Here is a 15,941-nt window from a genome sequence, read left to right as displayed (position 1 = left end):
CACAGGACACCGCCGCCAACCGGTTCGACTGGCGGCAGTTGCTGCACCGCGTGACCGGCATCGAGCTTGGCCCGGGCAAGAGCACGGCGTACGAGAACGAGCTGCGGCGGCGCATCCGCGCAATCGTTGGCGGTGCCTTCCCGATCGCCGTGCTCAACCTCAAGGGCGGGGTCGGTAAGACGACGGTGGTGGAGGCGCTGGGGTCGACGTTCGCGGCGGTACGCGACGACCGGGTGCTCGCCCTCGACATCGACGCCGGCGACCTGTCGGAACGCCACGGCCGCCGCAACCCGCACAGCCTGGCCGACCTGTTGCACGGCAGCCCGGCGCCGCAGTACGAGGACATCCGCGCGCTGACGTATATGAACGGCTTCGGCCTGGAAGTGCTCGGGCTGCCGGACAGCGACTGGCGCCTGGAGCGCCACGACATGCTGCGGGCCTTCTCGATGCTGCGAAACCAGTATTCGGTGGTGCTGGTCGACTGCGTGAAAACGCTCAATTCCGCTGTGATGGACGCTGTTCTGCCGGAATCGCGTGCCCTGGTGGTGGTGACGAGTCCCGCCATCGATGCAATACGGAAAACCCGTGCGACGCTGGATTGGTTGTGCCACAACGGGTATCAATCCCTGATGCAGTGGACGGTGCTGGCCGTCAACCATGTCGAGCCAGCCAAGGTCGACGCCGTGGCTGCTACCGAACTCGACCGGCTGTCCGCCCGCGTCGGGGCCACGGTGGTGCTGCCGTTCGATCGCCACGTCCACGATGGGCGAACGATCGCGCTGGACCGGCTGAGCAAGGAGAGTCGGCGCAGCTATCTCGAGCTGGCGGCCGTGCTGGCCGAGATGTTCCCCGGCAGGGGAGGCGAGCGCGCGCGCAGCCGCGATTAGGATCGAGCGCATGAGTGTTGCCGCCAGCGCCGATCTGATGGACTTCGACGACGTCATCGCGCGTTTCGATCCGGTACTCGGCCTCGAGGTGCACGTGGAGCTGTCCACCGTCACCAAGATGTTCTGCGGATGCACCACCGCATTCGGCGCCGAACCCAACACCCAGGTGTGCCCGGTGTGCCTGGGCCTGCCCGGCTCGCTGCCCGTGCTCAACCAGGCCGCGGTCGAGTCGGCCATCCGCATCGGGCTGGCGCTGAACTGCGAGATCGTCCCGTGGTGCCGCTTCGCCCGGAAGAACTACTTCTACCCGGACCAGCCGAAGAACTACCAGATTTCGCAATACGACGAGCCGATCGCCATCAACGGCTACCTGGAGGCGCCGCTGGATGACGGCACCACCTGGCGGGTCGAGATCGAGCGCGCGCACATGGAGGAAGACACCGGCAAGCTCACCCATATCGGCAGTGAGACGGGCCGCATCCACGGCGCGACCACGTCGCTGATCGACTACAACCGCGCCGGCGTGCCGCTGATCGAAATCGTCACCAAGCCCATCGAGGGCGCCGGAGCCCGCGCGCCGCAGATCGCCCGCGCCTATGTGACGGCGTTGCGGGACCTGTTGCGCGCCTTGGGCGTATCCGATGTCCGCATGGACCAGGGCTCCATGCGGTGTGACTCCAATGTGTCGCTCAAACCCACCGGCGCGACTCAGTTCGGCACCCGGACCGAGACCAAGAACGTCAACTCGCTGAAAAGCGTCGAGGTGGCGGTGCGCTACGAAATGCAACGCCAGGCCGCGGTTCTGGCCTCGGATGGTCGAATCATCCAGGAGACCAGGCACTTTCACGAGACCGGTGGCTACACGAGCCCGGGCCGCACCAAGGAAACGGCCGAGGACTACCGGTATTTCCCCGAGCCGGACCTCGAGCCCGTCGCGCCCAGCCGCGAACTGGTCGAGCAGCTGCGCGCGTCCATCCCCGAGCTGCCGTGGTTGAGCCGCAAGCGCATTCAGGACGAGTGGGGCATCTCCGACGAGGTGATGCGCGACCTCGTCAACGCCGGGGCCATCGAATTGGTCACCGCGACCATCGCGCACGGCGCCTCCAGCGAACAGGCCCGCGCCTGGTGGGGAAACTTCTTGATGCAGAAGGCCAACGAGGCCAACGTGGCGCTGGACGAGCTGGCCATCACGCCCGCCCAGGTCGCCGCCGTCGTGGCGCTGGTGGACGAGGGCAAGCTGTCCACCAAGCTGGCCCGTCAGGTCGTCGAGGGCGTACTGGCCGGGGAGGGCGAGCCCGCCGAGGTGATGACCGCGCGCGGTCTGGCCCTGGTGCGTGACGACTCGGTGACCCAGGCCGCCGTCGACGAGGCATTGGCCGCCAATCCCGACGTGGCAGAAAAGATTCGCGGCGGCAAGGTGGCCGCGGCCGGCGCGATTGTCGGCGCGGTGATGAAGGCCACCCGCGGCCAGGCCGACGCCGCGCGGGTGCGCGAATTGGTGTTGGCCGCCTGCGGCCAGAGCTGACCACCCGGCTGCGGCTCACCCAGCGTGTGGGATATGGACGAATAGCGAAGGCGTTTCGTACCTAAAGCCCACGTTGGACGCAGCTGCCTGACCGAGTACAGCTAGCTCTTGTCGTCGCTGTTGCGCGGGAATCCGCCGCCCTGCGGGAAGAGCGGGAATACCACGTCGTCCAGCTTCTCAGCATCTCCGGCCGTCTTGTTGACCGTTGCGCCCCAGACGTTTCCATCCGGCGACATGCGCAGCGCCCAGGCGTGGGCGTGGGTGTCCTTGCGGACGACATCGGGTTCACCGGTGACCGCGCCGGTGGCCGGCGCCAGCCGCACCGCGACCGTCAGCTTGGTGTTGATCAGGTTGACCAGCACGGTCCCGTCCATCGCCGCGCAGCCGGCCACGCCGGGTTTGTCCGGCCAGGTCCACACCGTGGAGATATCGGACGTTTTGGTGATGCGCTGCAACCGATCTGCCGTCGGGGTGCGGTCGGCGACGTACAGCGAGCCGTCGACCGGGTCGGTGCACAGACCGCCGCCGGCACCCACGCCGGACAGCGCCGTCGTCGGCGGCGCCTGACCCACGGTGGTCGGCTGCTCGATCCGCAGCACCTTGCCGGCCAGCGACTTGGGGTCGGCGGCCAGCGCCTGATTGCCCGCGTCGCCGGTCATCACGACCAGCGTGGTGGGGCTGGTGAAGATCAACGCCCCGGTGTTTCCGGTGGCGCCCTTGGGGATCCCGGTCAGGATGTCCTTGGGGATGTCGCCGTCGGCCACGCGGATCACCCGGTTGTCGGTGGGCGTGCTGATGTAGGCGTACATCAGGCGGTCCTGGGTGTAGGTGGGCGACATCACGATGTCCATCAAGCCGCCGTCGCCGGACGGGTCGACCGGGATCACCGTCTTCACCTTCGGTTCGGCGTTGACCGCGATCTCCTTGACCGCGCCGGTGGTGCGCTCGGCGACCAGCGCGGTTTTGCTGTCCGGGCCCATGATCAGGCCACTGGTGCTCTCCAGGCAGCCCTGCATCACGCCGGGGGCGGGGCACGCCTTGGGGAACGGCGTGGGCGGCAGCGGCGGCGGCGGGGGAGGCGTCGAGCTGGGTTGCGGCTTGAGCTCGGGCGCAGTGGTGAACGGCTGCGATTGGGCGTCGTTGAAGCGCGCGCACCCGCTCGTCACCAGCACGAGGGCGCACAGCGCGGCGAACCCGCGCCGAACCGACCGCCCCGCTCGCCCTAGTCGCATGACCGTCAGGCTACGGACACTGTCGGCGGCGCCGCCACACACGTCCCTCCTGCCCGCCCGCCGAGGCCCGATCCGAGCGTGGCCGCGCGCCACCGTCGGCCACGCGCGATCTCGTGTCACGGGCCGCCGAAACGGGCCCGGAAGGCGGTTTCGGGTCGATCCGGGCCGGTTTGACGGGCAAACCACCGATTGCCAGGCGAAAGCGCCGCTCAAATCCCCAATTCGGGACGGAATGCCCTTACCCTGACACCCGTGACCAGTCAACCGAATGACGCACATTGGCAACGCCCCGGCGAATCCCCGGAGCCGACCCCGGGACGCCCCGCCTCGGCGCGGCTGGTCGATCCCGAAGACGACCTGACGCCGGTCGGCTATCCCGGTGACTTCAACCCGTCCACCGGGACCACCACCGTCATCCCGTACGGCGCCGCCGCCGCGGCCGCCGGCTCCGGGGCCGGGGGTTACAACCTGCTGGAACAGCAGGAGCCCCTGCCCTACGTGCAGCCGCATTCGGCGGCCCGGCACTCGGCTCCCGAGGCCGACCTAGACGACGACGAACACCACGACCGACTGCACGATGTCGGCCGGCGCGGAACGCAGCATCTCGGTTTGCTGCTGCTGCGCGTCGGGCTGGGCGTGGTGCTCGGCGCCCACGGGCTGCAGAAGCTGTTCGGCTGGTGGGGTGGCTCGGGCGTAACGGGCTTCAAGAACTCACTGTCCGATGTCGGCTACCAGCACGCGGACATCCTCGCCTACGTGAGCGCCGGCGGTGAGGTGGTGGCGGGTGTGCTGCTGATACTGGGCCTGTTCACGCCGGTCGCCGCGGCGGGCGCGTTGGCGTTCTTGATCAACGGCCTGCTGGCCAGCGTCTCGGTGCGGCCGCACACCCGCAACTTCTCGTTCTTCCTGCCCGAGGGCCACGAATACCAGATCACCCTGATCGTCCTCGCCGTCGCGGTGGTGCTGTGCGGACCCGGCCGCTACGGCCTGGACGCGCGCCGCGGTTGGGCGCATCGGCCCTTCATCGGCTCCTTTGTCGCGCTGCTGGCCGGCATCGCCGCCGGTGTCGGGGTGTGGGTGGCGCTCAACGGCGTCAATCCGATCGGCTGACCAGCCACTTCACTGGTAGGGGTTGGGGACCCGCCCGGCGCTGGCCTGCGTCAGCAGCGGCAGCGTGGAGAACGTGACCGCGGGCAACCGCAGCTCTTCGCCGCTCTTGAGGCGCGCGCGACCCCACGAACCGCGGTGAAAACGCAGCCCGTCGATCTCCTCCCAGCGCACCCACCGGCTGCCCAGCAGCGTCCGGACGGTCACGCCCCGGTCGTCGGCGACGGTGCGTAGCCGGATGATCAACGCCGACAGCAGTATCGGCAGGATCAGCAGCGGCAGGGACGGCGCCCAGAGCATCACCGGTATCAGCAACCCCAGCGTCAAGAACCCGACGGCCAGATGCGCGATCGGCGACACCTTGATCACGACGGGCGCCTGGGACGGGGTTTGGGGAGACGAGCCGCTAGCCACCCCACCATCATTTCACCCCGCGCCCGGGGCCGGTTCCGGCCGCGCTCACCCGGCGTAGCGGCGGTCAACCCGCCTGGTGAGCGGGCACGGATTTGACTGCTGAGCTGTGCGAAGGCTACCGTCGGACGCTATGGATACCGCCGGAAAGCCCGGGATGCTCGTAGTAATTAGTCGGCGCGTTGGCGGCTGACTTGCGTTTGAGCATTTGAAGCAATCCAGCACCAACGCGCAACCCTCGTGCAGCAGATGAGCTGTCGGGGGTTTTTTGTTGCCCCAGCGAGATTCCCGGAAATGAATAAGGACGAAAACGACAGTGAGCGCTCCCATCAGGCAGCACCCCGCCGCGACACCGGACGCTGCCGACATCGCCACGGACGCGGCCAAGCCCGTCGCGAAGTCTGCGGCCGGTAAGCCGAAACGCATTGGGCCGGAACAACTTACCGGCGCCCAATCGGTGATTCGTTCGCTGGAGGAACTAGGCGTAGAGGTCATCTTCGGCATTCCCGGCGGCGCGGTGCTGCCCGTCTATGACCCGCTGTTCGACTCGCAGAAGCTGCGCCACGTGCTGGTCCGTCACGAGCAGGGCGCCGGCCACGCCGCCAGCGGCTACGCCCACGCCACCGGCAAGGTCGGTGTCTGCATGGCGACCTCGGGCCCCGGCGCGACCAACCTGGTGACCCCGCTGGCCGACGCCCAGATGGACTCGATCCCCGTGGTGGCCGTGACCGGCCAGGTCGGACGCTCGCTGATCGGCACCGACGCCTTCCAGGAAGCCGACATCTCGGGCATCACGATGCCGATCACCAAGCACAACTTCCTGGTCCGCTCAGGTAACGAGATCCCGCAAGTGCTGGCCGAGGCGTTCCACATCGCCTCCTCGGGCCGCCCCGGAGCGGTGCTGGTCGACATCCCCAAGGACGTGCTGCAGGGCCAGTGCACGTTCAGCTGGCCGCCGCGCCTGGACTTGCCCGGCTACAAGCCGAACACCAAACCGCACAGCCGGCAGATCCGTGAGGCCGCCAAACTGATCGCGGCCTCCCGCAAGCCGGTGCTCTACGTCGGCGGGGGGGTCATCCGCGGTGACGCGACCGAGCAGCTGCGCGAGCTGGCCGAGCTGACCGGCATCCCCGTGGTGACCACGCTGATGGCGCGCGGCGCGTTCCCCGACAGCCACAAGCAGCACATGGGCATGCCCGGCATGCACGGCACGGTCGCCGCGGTGGCCGCCCTGCAACGCAGCGACCTGCTGATCGCGCTGGGGACCCGCTTCGATGACCGGGTGACCGGGAAGCTGGACACCTTCGCCCCGGAGGCCAAGGTCATTCACGCCGACATCGACCCCGCCGAGATCGGCAAGAACCGCCACGCCGACGTCCCGATCGTGGGCGACGTCAAGGCCGTCATCATCGAGCTGCTCGAGTTGCTGCGGCACGACGGGGTCCCCGGCAAGCTCGACATGACCGAGTGGTGGGCCTACCTCAACGAGGTCCAGTCCACCTATCCGCTGAGCTACGGGCCGCAGAGTGACGGCAGCCTCGGCCCGGAATACGTCATCGAAAAGCTCGGCCAGATCGCCGGTCCCGATGCCCTGTACGTCGCCGGTGTGGGCCAGCACCAGATGTGGGCGGCCCAGTTCATCTCCTATGAGAAGCCGCGCACCTGGCTGAACTCGGGCGGGTTGGGCACCATGGGTTTCGCCATCCCGGCGGCCATGGGGGCCAAGATGGCGCGCCCCGAGGCCGAGGTGTGGGCCATCGACGGCGATGGCTGTTTCCAGATGACCAACCAGGAGCTGGCCACCTGTGCGATCGAAGGCGTGCCGATCAAGGTGGCGCTGATCAACAACGGCAACCTGGGCATGGTGCGCCAGTGGCAGACGCTGTTCTACGAGGAGCGCTACTCGCAGACCGATCTGGCCACGCATTCGCATCGGATTCCGGACTTCGTGAAGCTGGCCGAGGCGCTGGGCTGCGTCGGATTGCGTTGCGAGCGTGAGGAAGACGTGGAAGACGTGATCAAGGCGGCGCGCGCGATCAACGACCGCCCGGTGGTGATCGACTTCATCGTCGGCGCCGACGCGCAGGTGTGGCCGATGGTGGCCGCCGGTACCAGCAACGACGAGATTCAGGCGGCCCGCGGAATCCGCCCGCTGTTCGACGACGAGAGCGAAGGGCACGCCTGATGCAAACGCATACCCTCTCGGTGCTGGTCGAGGACAAACCCGGTGTGCTGGCCCGCGTGGCGGCGCTGTTCAGCCGGCGCGGCTTCAACATCGAATCGCTGGCGGTAGGTGCCACCGAGCAGAAGGACATGTCGCGGATGACGATCGTGGTCTCCGCCGAGGAGACCCCGCTCGAGCAGATCACCAAGCAGCTCAACAAGCTGATCAACGTCATCAAGATCGTCGAGCTCGACGACGACAACTCCGTGTCGCGGGAATTGGCGTTGATCAAGGTCCGCGCCGACGCGGGCACCCGCAGTCAGGTCATCGAGGCGGTGAACCTGTTCCGCGCCAAGGTGATCGACGTTTCCACCGAGGCGTTGACGATCGAGGCGACGGGCGACCGCGGCAAGATCGAGGCGCTGCTGCGGATCCTGGAACCTTTTGGGATCCGCGAAATAGTCCAATCGGGAGTGGTGGCGCTGTCTCGCGGTCCACGCGGAATCGGCACGGCCAAGTAACACACAAGGAGATATTCAACAGTGGCACTAGAAATGTTCTACGACGACGATGCGGACCTGACGATCATCCAGGGTCGCAAGGTCGGTGTCATCGGATACGGCAGCCAAGGACACGCGCACTCGCTGAGCCTGCGCGACTCCGGCGTGCAGGTGAAGGTGGGCCTGAAGGAGGGGTCGAAGTCGCGGGCCAAGGTCGAAGAGCAGGGCCTGGACGTGGACACCCCCGCCGAGGTCGCCAAGTGGGCCGACGTGATCATGCTGCTGGCACCCGACACCGCGCAGGCCGACATCTTCAAGAACGACATCGAACCCAACCTCAAGGATGGGGACGCGTTGTTCTTCGGCCACGGGCTCAACATCCACTTCGACCTGATCAAGCCGCCGGCCAACGTCACCATCGCCATGGTGGCACCGAAGGGCCCGGGGCACTTGGTGCGCCGCCAGTTTGTCGACGGCAAGGGTGTGCCCGCGCTGATCGCCGTCGATCAGGACCCGAACGGCGACGGCGAGGCGCTGGCCCTGTCCTACGCCAAGGCCATCGGCGGCACCCGCGCCGGCGTCATCAAGACCACCTTCAAGGACGAGACCGAGACGGACCTGTTCGGTGAGCAGGCCGTGTTGTGCGGTGGCACAGAGGAATTGGTGAAGACCGGTTTCGACGTGATGGTCGAGGCGGGCTACCCGCCGGAGATGGCCTACTTCGAGGTGCTGCACGAGCTCAAGCTGATCGTCGACCTGATGTACGAGGGCGGGATCGCCCGGATGAACTATTCGGTATCCGACACCGCGGAGTTCGGCGGCTACCTGTCCGGTCCGCGCGTGATCGATGCCGGCACCAAGGAGCGGATGCGAGAGATCCTGCGCGACATCCAAAGCGGCGAGTTCACCAAGAAGTTGGTCGCCAACGTCGAGGGCGGCAACAAGCAGCTCGAGCAGTTGCGCAAGGAGAACGCCGAGCACCCCATCGAGGTCACCGGCAAGAAGCTGCGCGACCTGATGAGCTGGGTCGACCGGCCGATCACCGAGACCGCCTAGCTCTTTCGCGCCGAACGTGCACTCAGGGCGAGTATTTCGTGACTTTTTCGCCGTGAGTGCACGTTCGGCGGCTCAGGACGCCGCCAGGCGTCCGGCCGTCTCGACCACCCGAATGGCCAGATGCTCGAGGGCAGTGCCGGTGACCTCACCGATGTCCTCGATGTTGTCGTGGGTGGTGATAAGGCTCGCCCCGTAGGGATTGCCGTCGACGAACTTCGACGGGTCCGTGTAGCCGGGGGGCACGATGATGCCGCCGAAATGCATCAGCGTGATGTACAGCGAGAGCAGGGTGGATTCCTGGCCGCCGTGCACGGTGTTCGATGACGTGAAGCCCGCGTACACCTTGTCGGCGAGTTTGCCCTGTGCCCACAGCCCGCCCAGCGAGTCGAGGAACGCGCGCAATTGCGCTGCCGGAGAGCCGAAGCGGGTCGGTGAACCGAAGATCACCGCGTCGGCCCAGACGATGTCGTCGCCGGAGGCGGCCGGAAGGTCTTTGGTGGCCTCGTAGTTCGCCGTCCAGGCCGGGTTGTGGGCGAAGGATTCGGGATCCTGCGTTTCGGCGACGTGTCTCAGGCGGACCTCGGCCCCCGCCTTCTCGGCCGCGGCGGCAACGCGCTGCGCCATCGTGGTGCCATGGCCGGTGGCCGAGTAGTAGATGATCGCGAGTTTCGTCACGGCGTCATCGTAGGCCGCAGATCCGGCATCGTGTCGATCCCGAATTCCCGGTGCAACAACGTGCGCGCCGCGTAGTAGCCGGCCATGCCGTGCACACCGCCGCCCGGCGGGGTGGCCGCGGAACACAAATAGACCTTGGGAACCGGTGTGCGCCAAGGGTTTAACCGCGGCGTCGGCCCGGCGATCGCCCGCCAGGCCGAGTTGCCGCCCACCCCGATGTCGCCGCCGACGTAGTTCGCGTTGTGCTCGCACAACCGCGCGGCCGGCACCGCGCGCGCGGCCACCACCACGTCGCGGAAGCCGGGGGCGAAGCGCTCGACGACCGCGGTCACCGCTTCGGTCGCGTCGACGGTGGACCCCGACGGCACGTGGGCATAGGTCCAAAACGGGCGGCGGCCGGCGGTGTCGATGCGGCCGGGGTCGGCGACGTGCGGCGACGCCGCCAGCACCATGGGCCACTGCGCGTGCCGGCCGGCGGCGATGTCGGACTCGGCGCGCGCCATCTGGGCTCGGCTGCCACCGAGGTGCAGCGTCGGGGCCCGCCGCAGCCGCTCGTCCGACCACGGGATCTCGTCGCTCAGCACGAAGTCCACCTTTGCGACGCCGGGGCCAAACGTGTAGCGCCGCAACGCTTTCGCGTAGCGGGCGGGCAGGGCGTCGCCGTAGATCCGCAGCAGCGCGGTCGGCGCGGTGTCGAAGGCCACGACCCCGTCAGGCGGTTCAGTGACCTCCGTGCCGGCCGTCAGCTCGCCACCGTGCGCGCGCAGGTCGGCGATCAGGGCGTCGGTGATCGTCTGACTGCCGCCCACCGGAATCGGCCAGCCGACCGAATGCGCGAGGGTGGCCAGCATCATCCCGGCCCCGGCCGCGGTCAGCGACGGCATCCGCGAAATGATGTGGGCCGCAACGCCGGTGAACAGCGCGCGGGCGTCCTCGCCGGCCAACGTCCCCCATGCCGGGGTCCCCTGGGCCAGCATCCGCAGGCCCAGCCGCAGCGCCGAGGGCAGCGAGTTCGGGATGGACCGTTTGTCGCCCAGCAGCAGGGCCACCACGTCGTCGGAACGCTCGACGAGCGGACCCAGCAGGCGTTTGAAGGACGCACCGTGTTCGAGCTCGGCGCAGGTGCGGTCCAGGTCGCGGTAGGCGATGGCCGCCGGACGCCCGGGCAGCGGGTTGGCGTAGGAGATGTCCGGCACCGTCAGACCCACGCCGCGCGCGCGCAAATCGAATTCGGCGAAGAACGGCGACGCCAACGCCAGCGGGTGCACCGCCGAGCAGATGTCGTGCAAGACTCCCGCAGAATCTGGGTCGGGTGCGGTGCGCGCGCCCCCACCAAAGGTCGGCTGAGCTTCGACGACCTGCACTTTCAGACCGGCCCGGGCGCAGATTACGGCAGCGGTCAGCCCATTGGGTCCGCTGCCGACGATGGTGACGTCCACGCGTCAATTACAGCCGATAGGCTGGCCGGGTGAATCTGCCTGTTGTACTCATTGCCGACAAGCTCGCCGAATCAACCGTCGCCGCCCTCGGTGACCAGGTCGAGGTGCGCTGGGTAGACGGCCCCGACCGGGAGAAGCTGCTGGCGGCCGTGCCGGAGGCCGATGCGCTGCTGGTGCGTTCGGCCACCACGGTCGACGCCGAGGTGCTGGCCGCGGCGCCCAAGCTGAAGATCGTCGCCCGCGCGGGGGTGGGTCTGGACAACGTCGACGTCGACGCCGCCACCGAGCGCGGTGTCCTGGTGGTTAACGCGCCGACGTCGAACATCCACAGCGCCGCCGAGCACGCGCTGGCGCTGTTGCTGTCGGCGGCACGCCAGGTGCCGGCCGCCGACGCCTCGCTGCGCGAGCACGCCTGGAAGCGGTCGTCGTTCTCGGGCACCGAGATCTTCGGCAAGACGGTCGGCGTGGTGGGCCTGGGCCGGATCGGGCAGTTGGTCGCCCAGCGGCTCAGCGCCTTCGGGACTCACCTGGTCGCCTACGACCCCTACGTATCGCCGGCCCGGGCCGCGCAGCTGGGCATCGAACTGTTGACGCTGGACGAGCTGCTGGGCCGCGCCGACTTCATCTCGGTGCACCTGCCGAAGACACCCGAGACCGCGGGCCTGATCGACAAGGATGCGCTGGCCAAGACCAAGCCGGGCGTCATCATCGTCAACGCGGCCCGCGGTGGTCTGGTCGACGAGGCGGCGCTGGCCGAAGCGGTCCGCAGCGGTCACGTCCGCGCGGCCGGCATCGACGTCTTCTCCAAGGAACCCTGCACCGACAGCCCGCTGTTCGAGCTGCCGCAGGTGGTGGTCACGCCGCATTTGGGGGCATCGACCGAAGAGGCGCAGGACCGGGCCGGCACCGACGTCGCGGCGAGCGTGAAGCTCGCTCTGGCCGGGGAATTCGTCCCCGACGCGGTCAACGTCGGCGGCGGGGTGGTCAACGAGGAGGTGGCGCCCTGGCTGGACCTGGTGCGCAAGCTCGGGTTGCTGGCCGCCACGCTTTCCGACGGCCCGCCGGTCTCCTTGTCGGTGCAGGTGCGCGGCGAGCTCGCCTCCGAAGACGTTGAGGTGCTTAAGCTTTCGGCCCTACGCGGGTTGTTCTCGGCCGTCGTCGAGGGACCGGTGACGTTCGTCAACGCGCCGGCGCTGGCCGAAGAACGCGGCATCACCGCCGAGATCGGCACGGCCTCGGAGAGCCCGAACCACCGCAGCGTGGTCGACGTGCGCGCGGTCGCGCACGACGGCACCGCCGTCAACGTCGCGGGGACCCTGTCGGGCCCGCAGCTGGTGGAGAAGATCGTGCAGATCAACGGCCGCAACTTCGATCTGCGTGCCCGCGGTATCAACCTGGTGATCAACTATGTCGACCAGCCCGGCGCGCTGGGCAAGATCGGCACCCTGCTCGGTTCGGCCGGGGTGAACATCGAGGCCGCCCAACTCTCCGAGGACGCCGAGGGCCCGAGTGCGACGATCCTGCTGCGCCTGGACCGCGACGTGCCGGGCGACGTGCGGGCCGAAATCGGCGCGGCCGTCGGCGCCAACAAGCTTGAGGTGGTTGATCTTTCGTGAAGCGCGCCAGCGACGATGCAGAGCGCAGCGATGAGGAGAAGTGGCGCCGATGAAGCTTGCCATCATCGAAGGTGACGGCATCGGCCCGGAGGTGGTGGCCGAGGCCGTCAAGGTCCTCGACGCGGTGCTGCCCGGAGTGGACAAGACCAGCTACGATCTGGGCGCGCGCCGATACCACGCCACCGGCGAGCTACTGCCGGACTCCGTCGTCGACGAGCTGCGTGGGCACGACGCCATCCTGCTCGGGGCCATCGGTGACCCGTCGGTGCCCAGCGGCGTGCTCGAGCGAGGCTTGTTGCTGCGCCTGCGTTTCGAACTCGACCATCACATCAACCTGCGGCCGGGCCGGCTCTATCCGGGCGTGAACAGCCCGCTGGCCGGCAATCCCGAGATCGACTTCGTGGTGGTGCGCGAGGGAACCGAAGGGCCCTACACCGGCACCGGCGGCGCCATCCGCGTCGGAACGCCCAATGAAGTCGCCACCGAGGTAAGCCAAAACACGGCGTTCGGTGTGCGCCGCGTGGTGGCCGACGCGTTCGAACGGGCGCAGCGGCGCCGAAAGCATTTGACGCTGGTGCACAAAACCAATGTGCTGACCTTCGCCGGCAAGCTGTGGTCGCGCATCGTGGCCGAGGTGGGCCAGGACTATCCCCACGTCGAAGTGGCCTACCAACACATCGACGCCGCGACCATTTTCATGGTCACCGACCCCGGTCGCTTCGACGTGATCGTCACCGACAACCTGTTCGGCGACATCATCACCGACCTGTCGGCGGCGGTGTGCGGTGGAATTGGCTTGGCCGCCAGTGGAAATATTGACGGCACCCGAACCAACCCGTCGATGTTCGAGCCCGTCCACGGCAGCGCGCCGGACATCGCCGGCCAGGGCATCGCCGATCCGACCGCCGCCATCATGTCGGTGGCGCTGCTGCTGGCCCACCTCGGCGAGGAGACCGCCGCTACGCGGGTGGACCGGGCCGTCGAGCAATATCTGGCAACGCGTGGGAACGAACGGCGCGCCACCACCGAAGTCGGCGAACGGATTGCCGCCGGGCTCTAGTCTCCAACCCGGGCGGCAGCAATCGGGTGGGCACCAAAGGGATTGCCGCCAGGGGGAACAGCGCGCACAGCACCCATGCCGGCGGATACTTCGCGGCCGAGATCAAGGCACCGAACAGCGGGGGACCGGCGGCCGCCATCATCCGCTGGGTGGTGTTCTGGATGCCCAGGGCCCGACCGCTCCAGTAAGGCCCGGCGAATTCGGTGATGGCGGTGGCTTCCAGCCCGTTGTCGAGTACCGCGATCACCGAGATGGCGACCATCAGCACCGACTGCCACCGGGTGTTCATGTAATCGGCCCACGCCAGCAGCAGCAGGGTCAGCACGGCGGCGGCCGCGATGTAGCGCACCGGCCGCATGCGTGAGCCCAGCCGATCCGACCAGCGGCCCGCGGCCACCCGACCGGCCGCGCCGAGCAGCTGGGACAAAGTGACCAACGCGCCGGCGGCCGCGACCGACCAGTGCAGGTTTCTGATCAGCCACACCAGCATGAACGTCACGGTGACCGTCTGCGGCATCATCATCAGGCCCGCCACCGCGTGAATTCGCCACAGCGTCAACGACCCTCGGTATGGGCTGGCCAGTTCCTGATGGCTCGCACTGGCGCGGGGCTTGCGAGGCGGGTCCACGATGCCGATCACGCTGACAATCGCCCCGACGGCGCACGCCAACGCGGTGAACCGAAGGCCGGCCTGTGGCCCATGTTCGGCGAGCTCGGGAATGATCATCGCGCCCAAGGCGATTCCGAGGGGTTGGGCCGTCTGGCGGATGCCCATGGCCAGCCCGCGCTGATGTGGCGGGAACCACGCGGACACCAGCCGCCCGCCGGCCGTGTTGCAACTGGCCGCGGCCATGCCACCGAGAAACAGGTAGACGGCGATCAGGACCATCGAATGCGCCGACGCGGCGGCGTAGGCCGCTATCGCGGTCAAGGCCGAGCCGGTGGCCATCACCACCCGCTCGCCGACCCGGTCCAGCACGTACCCCCAGAGCACCAGCGTGACCACCATGCCCCAGCTGGGCATGGAGGCCAGCAGGCCGGCCTCGTCGAGCCGGATCCCGCGCGCGCCCTGCAGCGACGGGATGAGGAACGCGACGCCGTTGATGAAGAGGAATGAACTCGCCGTCGCCAGCAGCGAAACGATCATGATCGACCAGCGCGCGGCTGTGCCGATTTCGGGCGTCGCGGCGGGCTCGGTCTGCATTCCCCATGCTTGCATACCGGCGCGAAATTTAGGGGTAGGACTTGTGCCGTTGTTCGCCATTGGTGGGCAAATTGCGGGCCCGATGGTGAGGGCCCGCCACGCCCGGCTTCGCCGCGCTCGCGACCCTCACGGGGCCCGATGGTGAGGGCCCGCCACGCCCGGCTACGCCGCGCTCGCGACCGTCACGGGCTTGGATCGTCTGGCTCCTCCTCGGGCCGTCCCGGCCCGAATCGTCGCCAGACTAGGCTCAACCGAATGCGCCTTGGTCGAATCGCCAGCCCGGACGGTGTCGCCTTCGTCAGTATCGAAGGCGATCTCAACGACCCCGCCGAGATGATCGCGCGGGAGATCGCCGAACATCCATTCGGCACGCCCAACTTCACCGGCCGGTCATGGCCGCTGGCCGACGTGCGGCTGCTCGCCCCGATACTGGCCAGCAAGGTGGTTTGCATCGGCAAGAACTACACCGATCACATCGCCGAGATGAAGGAGATGACCGGCCCCGCCCCGGTTGATCCGGTGATCTTCCTCAAGCCCAACACCGCGATCATCGGGCCCAACGTGCCGATTCGGTTGCCCGCCAACGCTTCACCGGTGCACTTCGAGGGCGAGCTGGCGGTGGTGATCGGCCGGCCCTGCAAGGACGTCTCGGCCGCCCAGGCCGCGGAGAACATCCTCGGCTACACCATTGGCAACGACGTGTCGGCGCGCGATCAACAAAAATCCGACGGCCAGTGGACCCGGGCCAAGGGGCATGACACCTTCTGCCCGGTCGGCCCCTGGATCGTCACCGACCTCAAACCGCTCGACCCGGGCGATCTGGAATTGCGCACCGAGGTCAACGGCGAGGTCAAGCAGCACAGCCGTACCTCGCTGCTGATCCACGACATCGGCTCCATCGTCGAGTGGATCTCGGCCGTGATGACCCTGCTGCCCGGCGACATCATCCTCACCGGGACGCCGGCCGGCGTCGGCCCCATCGAGGACGGCGACACCGTCTCGATCACCATCGAGGGCATCGGCACCCTCACCAATCCCGTGGTCCGCAAAGGAAAATCGTGACTG

Annotated in this window: 14 protein-coding genes; 9 read left to right on the top strand and 5 right to left on the bottom strand. The window is 68.1% G+C overall.

Translation table 11 applies throughout. The features are described from left to right. Nucleotides 1-887 (top strand): MinD/ParA family ATP-binding protein (locus DQP58_RS17510; RefSeq protein ID WP_240629907.1); only part of this gene is annotated, 887 nt, incomplete at its 5' end. A 10-nt stretch (nucleotides 888-897) separates the two neighbouring features. Further along, nucleotides 898-2,412 (top strand): Asp-tRNA(Asn)/Glu-tRNA(Gln) amidotransferase subunit GatB, encoded by a 1,515-nt coding sequence (gatB, locus tag DQP58_RS17505; RefSeq protein ID WP_112709542.1) that lies wholly within the window; start codon nucleotides 898-900, stop codon nucleotides 2,410-2,412. A gap of 101 nt (nucleotides 2,413-2,513) precedes the next feature. Here the strand turns inward: gatB and DQP58_RS17500 are convergent, their stop codons facing one another. Then, complete coding sequence (locus tag DQP58_RS17500; protein ID WP_112709541.1) at nucleotides 2,514-3,644, bottom strand: PQQ-dependent sugar dehydrogenase; 1,131 nt, start codon at nucleotides 3,642-3,644, stop codon at nucleotides 2,514-2,516. Nucleotides 3,645-3,896: 252 nt separating this feature from the next. Between DQP58_RS17500 and DQP58_RS17495 the strand changes: the two genes are divergently transcribed. Beyond that, nucleotides 3,897-4,754 (top strand): DoxX family protein, encoded by an 858-nt coding sequence (locus DQP58_RS17495; protein ID WP_112709540.1) that lies wholly within the window; start codon nucleotides 3,897-3,899, stop codon nucleotides 4,752-4,754. A 9-nt stretch (nucleotides 4,755-4,763) separates the two neighbouring features. Here DQP58_RS17495 and DQP58_RS17490 read toward each other — a convergent pair whose 3' ends face one another. Continuing rightward, nucleotides 4,764-5,120: a PH domain-containing protein gene (locus DQP58_RS17490; protein ID WP_112709539.1), complete on the bottom strand. Its 357-nt coding sequence runs from the start codon at nucleotides 5,118-5,120 to the stop codon at nucleotides 4,764-4,766. 409 nt (nucleotides 5,121-5,529) lie between these two features. Here DQP58_RS17490 and DQP58_RS17485 point away from each other — a divergent pair, with 409 nt between their 5' ends. From DQP58_RS17485 to ilvC, 3 genes are read left to right on the top strand one after another with little or no spacing between them, the layout of a single operon-like run. Then, nucleotides 5,530-7,347, top strand: coding sequence for an acetolactate synthase large subunit (locus DQP58_RS17485; protein ID WP_240629909.1), 1,818 nt, complete (start codon nucleotides 5,530-5,532; stop codon nucleotides 7,345-7,347). Further along, nucleotides 7,347-7,847, top strand: coding sequence for an acetolactate synthase small subunit (gene ilvN, locus DQP58_RS17480; RefSeq protein WP_066862065.1), 501 nt, complete (start codon nucleotides 7,347-7,349; stop codon nucleotides 7,845-7,847). The genes DQP58_RS17485 and ilvN overlap by 1 nt, the downstream gene beginning before the upstream one ends. 33 nt (nucleotides 7,848-7,880) lie before the next feature. Continuing rightward, on the top strand, nucleotides 7,881-8,882 hold the full coding sequence (gene ilvC / locus DQP58_RS17475) for a ketol-acid reductoisomerase (RefSeq protein ID WP_112709537.1): 1,002 nt from the start codon (nucleotides 7,881-7,883) through the stop codon (nucleotides 8,880-8,882). A gap of 72 nt (nucleotides 8,883-8,954) precedes the next feature. On the opposite strand, the gene wrbA is transcribed toward ilvC, so the two are convergent. Together wrbA and DQP58_RS17465 are read right to left on the bottom strand one after the other, a co-directional pair. Then, nucleotides 8,955-9,557, bottom strand: a complete 603-nt coding sequence (gene wrbA, locus DQP58_RS17470) for an NAD(P)H:quinone oxidoreductase (protein WP_112709536.1) — start codon at nucleotides 9,555-9,557, stop codon at nucleotides 8,955-8,957. Then, nucleotides 9,554-10,996: a phytoene desaturase family protein gene (locus DQP58_RS17465; protein WP_112709535.1), complete on the bottom strand. Its 1,443-nt coding sequence runs from the start codon at nucleotides 10,994-10,996 to the stop codon at nucleotides 9,554-9,556. Before DQP58_RS17465 ends, wrbA begins: the two co-directional genes overlap by 4 nt. Nucleotides 10,997-11,025: 29 nt before the next feature. Between DQP58_RS17465 and serA the strand changes: the two genes are divergently transcribed. After that, the gene (serA, locus tag DQP58_RS17460; protein ID WP_112709534.1) at nucleotides 11,026-12,612 is read left to right on the top strand and encodes a phosphoglycerate dehydrogenase; all 1,587 of its coding nucleotides are present in this window, start codon (nucleotides 11,026-11,028) and stop codon (nucleotides 12,610-12,612) included. Between the two features lie 49 nt (nucleotides 12,613-12,661). Then, nucleotides 12,662-13,672 carry a 3-isopropylmalate dehydrogenase gene (locus DQP58_RS17455; RefSeq protein ID WP_112709533.1) on the top strand — a complete coding sequence of 337 codons (1,011 nt, stop codon included), beginning with the start codon at nucleotides 12,662-12,664 and terminating at the stop codon, nucleotides 13,670-13,672. Here the strand turns inward: DQP58_RS17455 and DQP58_RS17450 are convergent. Then, nucleotides 13,572-14,876, bottom strand: a complete 1,305-nt coding sequence (locus tag DQP58_RS17450) for an MFS transporter (RefSeq protein ID WP_112709532.1) — start codon at nucleotides 14,874-14,876, stop codon at nucleotides 13,572-13,574. The two genes, DQP58_RS17455 and DQP58_RS17450, sit on opposite strands and share 101 nt — an antisense overlap. A gap of 255 nt (nucleotides 14,877-15,131) precedes the next feature. On the opposite strand from DQP58_RS17450, the gene DQP58_RS17445 reads away from it, so the two are divergent. Then, nucleotides 15,132-15,938, top strand: coding sequence for a fumarylacetoacetate hydrolase family protein (locus DQP58_RS17445; RefSeq protein ID WP_066862046.1), 807 nt, complete (start codon nucleotides 15,132-15,134; stop codon nucleotides 15,936-15,938). The last annotated feature ends 3 nt before the right edge of the window (nucleotides 15,939-15,941 follow it).

The organism is Mycobacterium colombiense (assembly GCF_003284975.1).
Classification (GTDB): Bacteria; Actinomycetota; Actinomycetes; order Mycobacteriales; family Mycobacteriaceae; genus Mycobacterium; species Mycobacterium europaeum_A.
The sequence above is the reverse complement of the archived record's forward strand: the minus strand, read 5'-3'. Positions and strand labels throughout refer to the sequence as shown.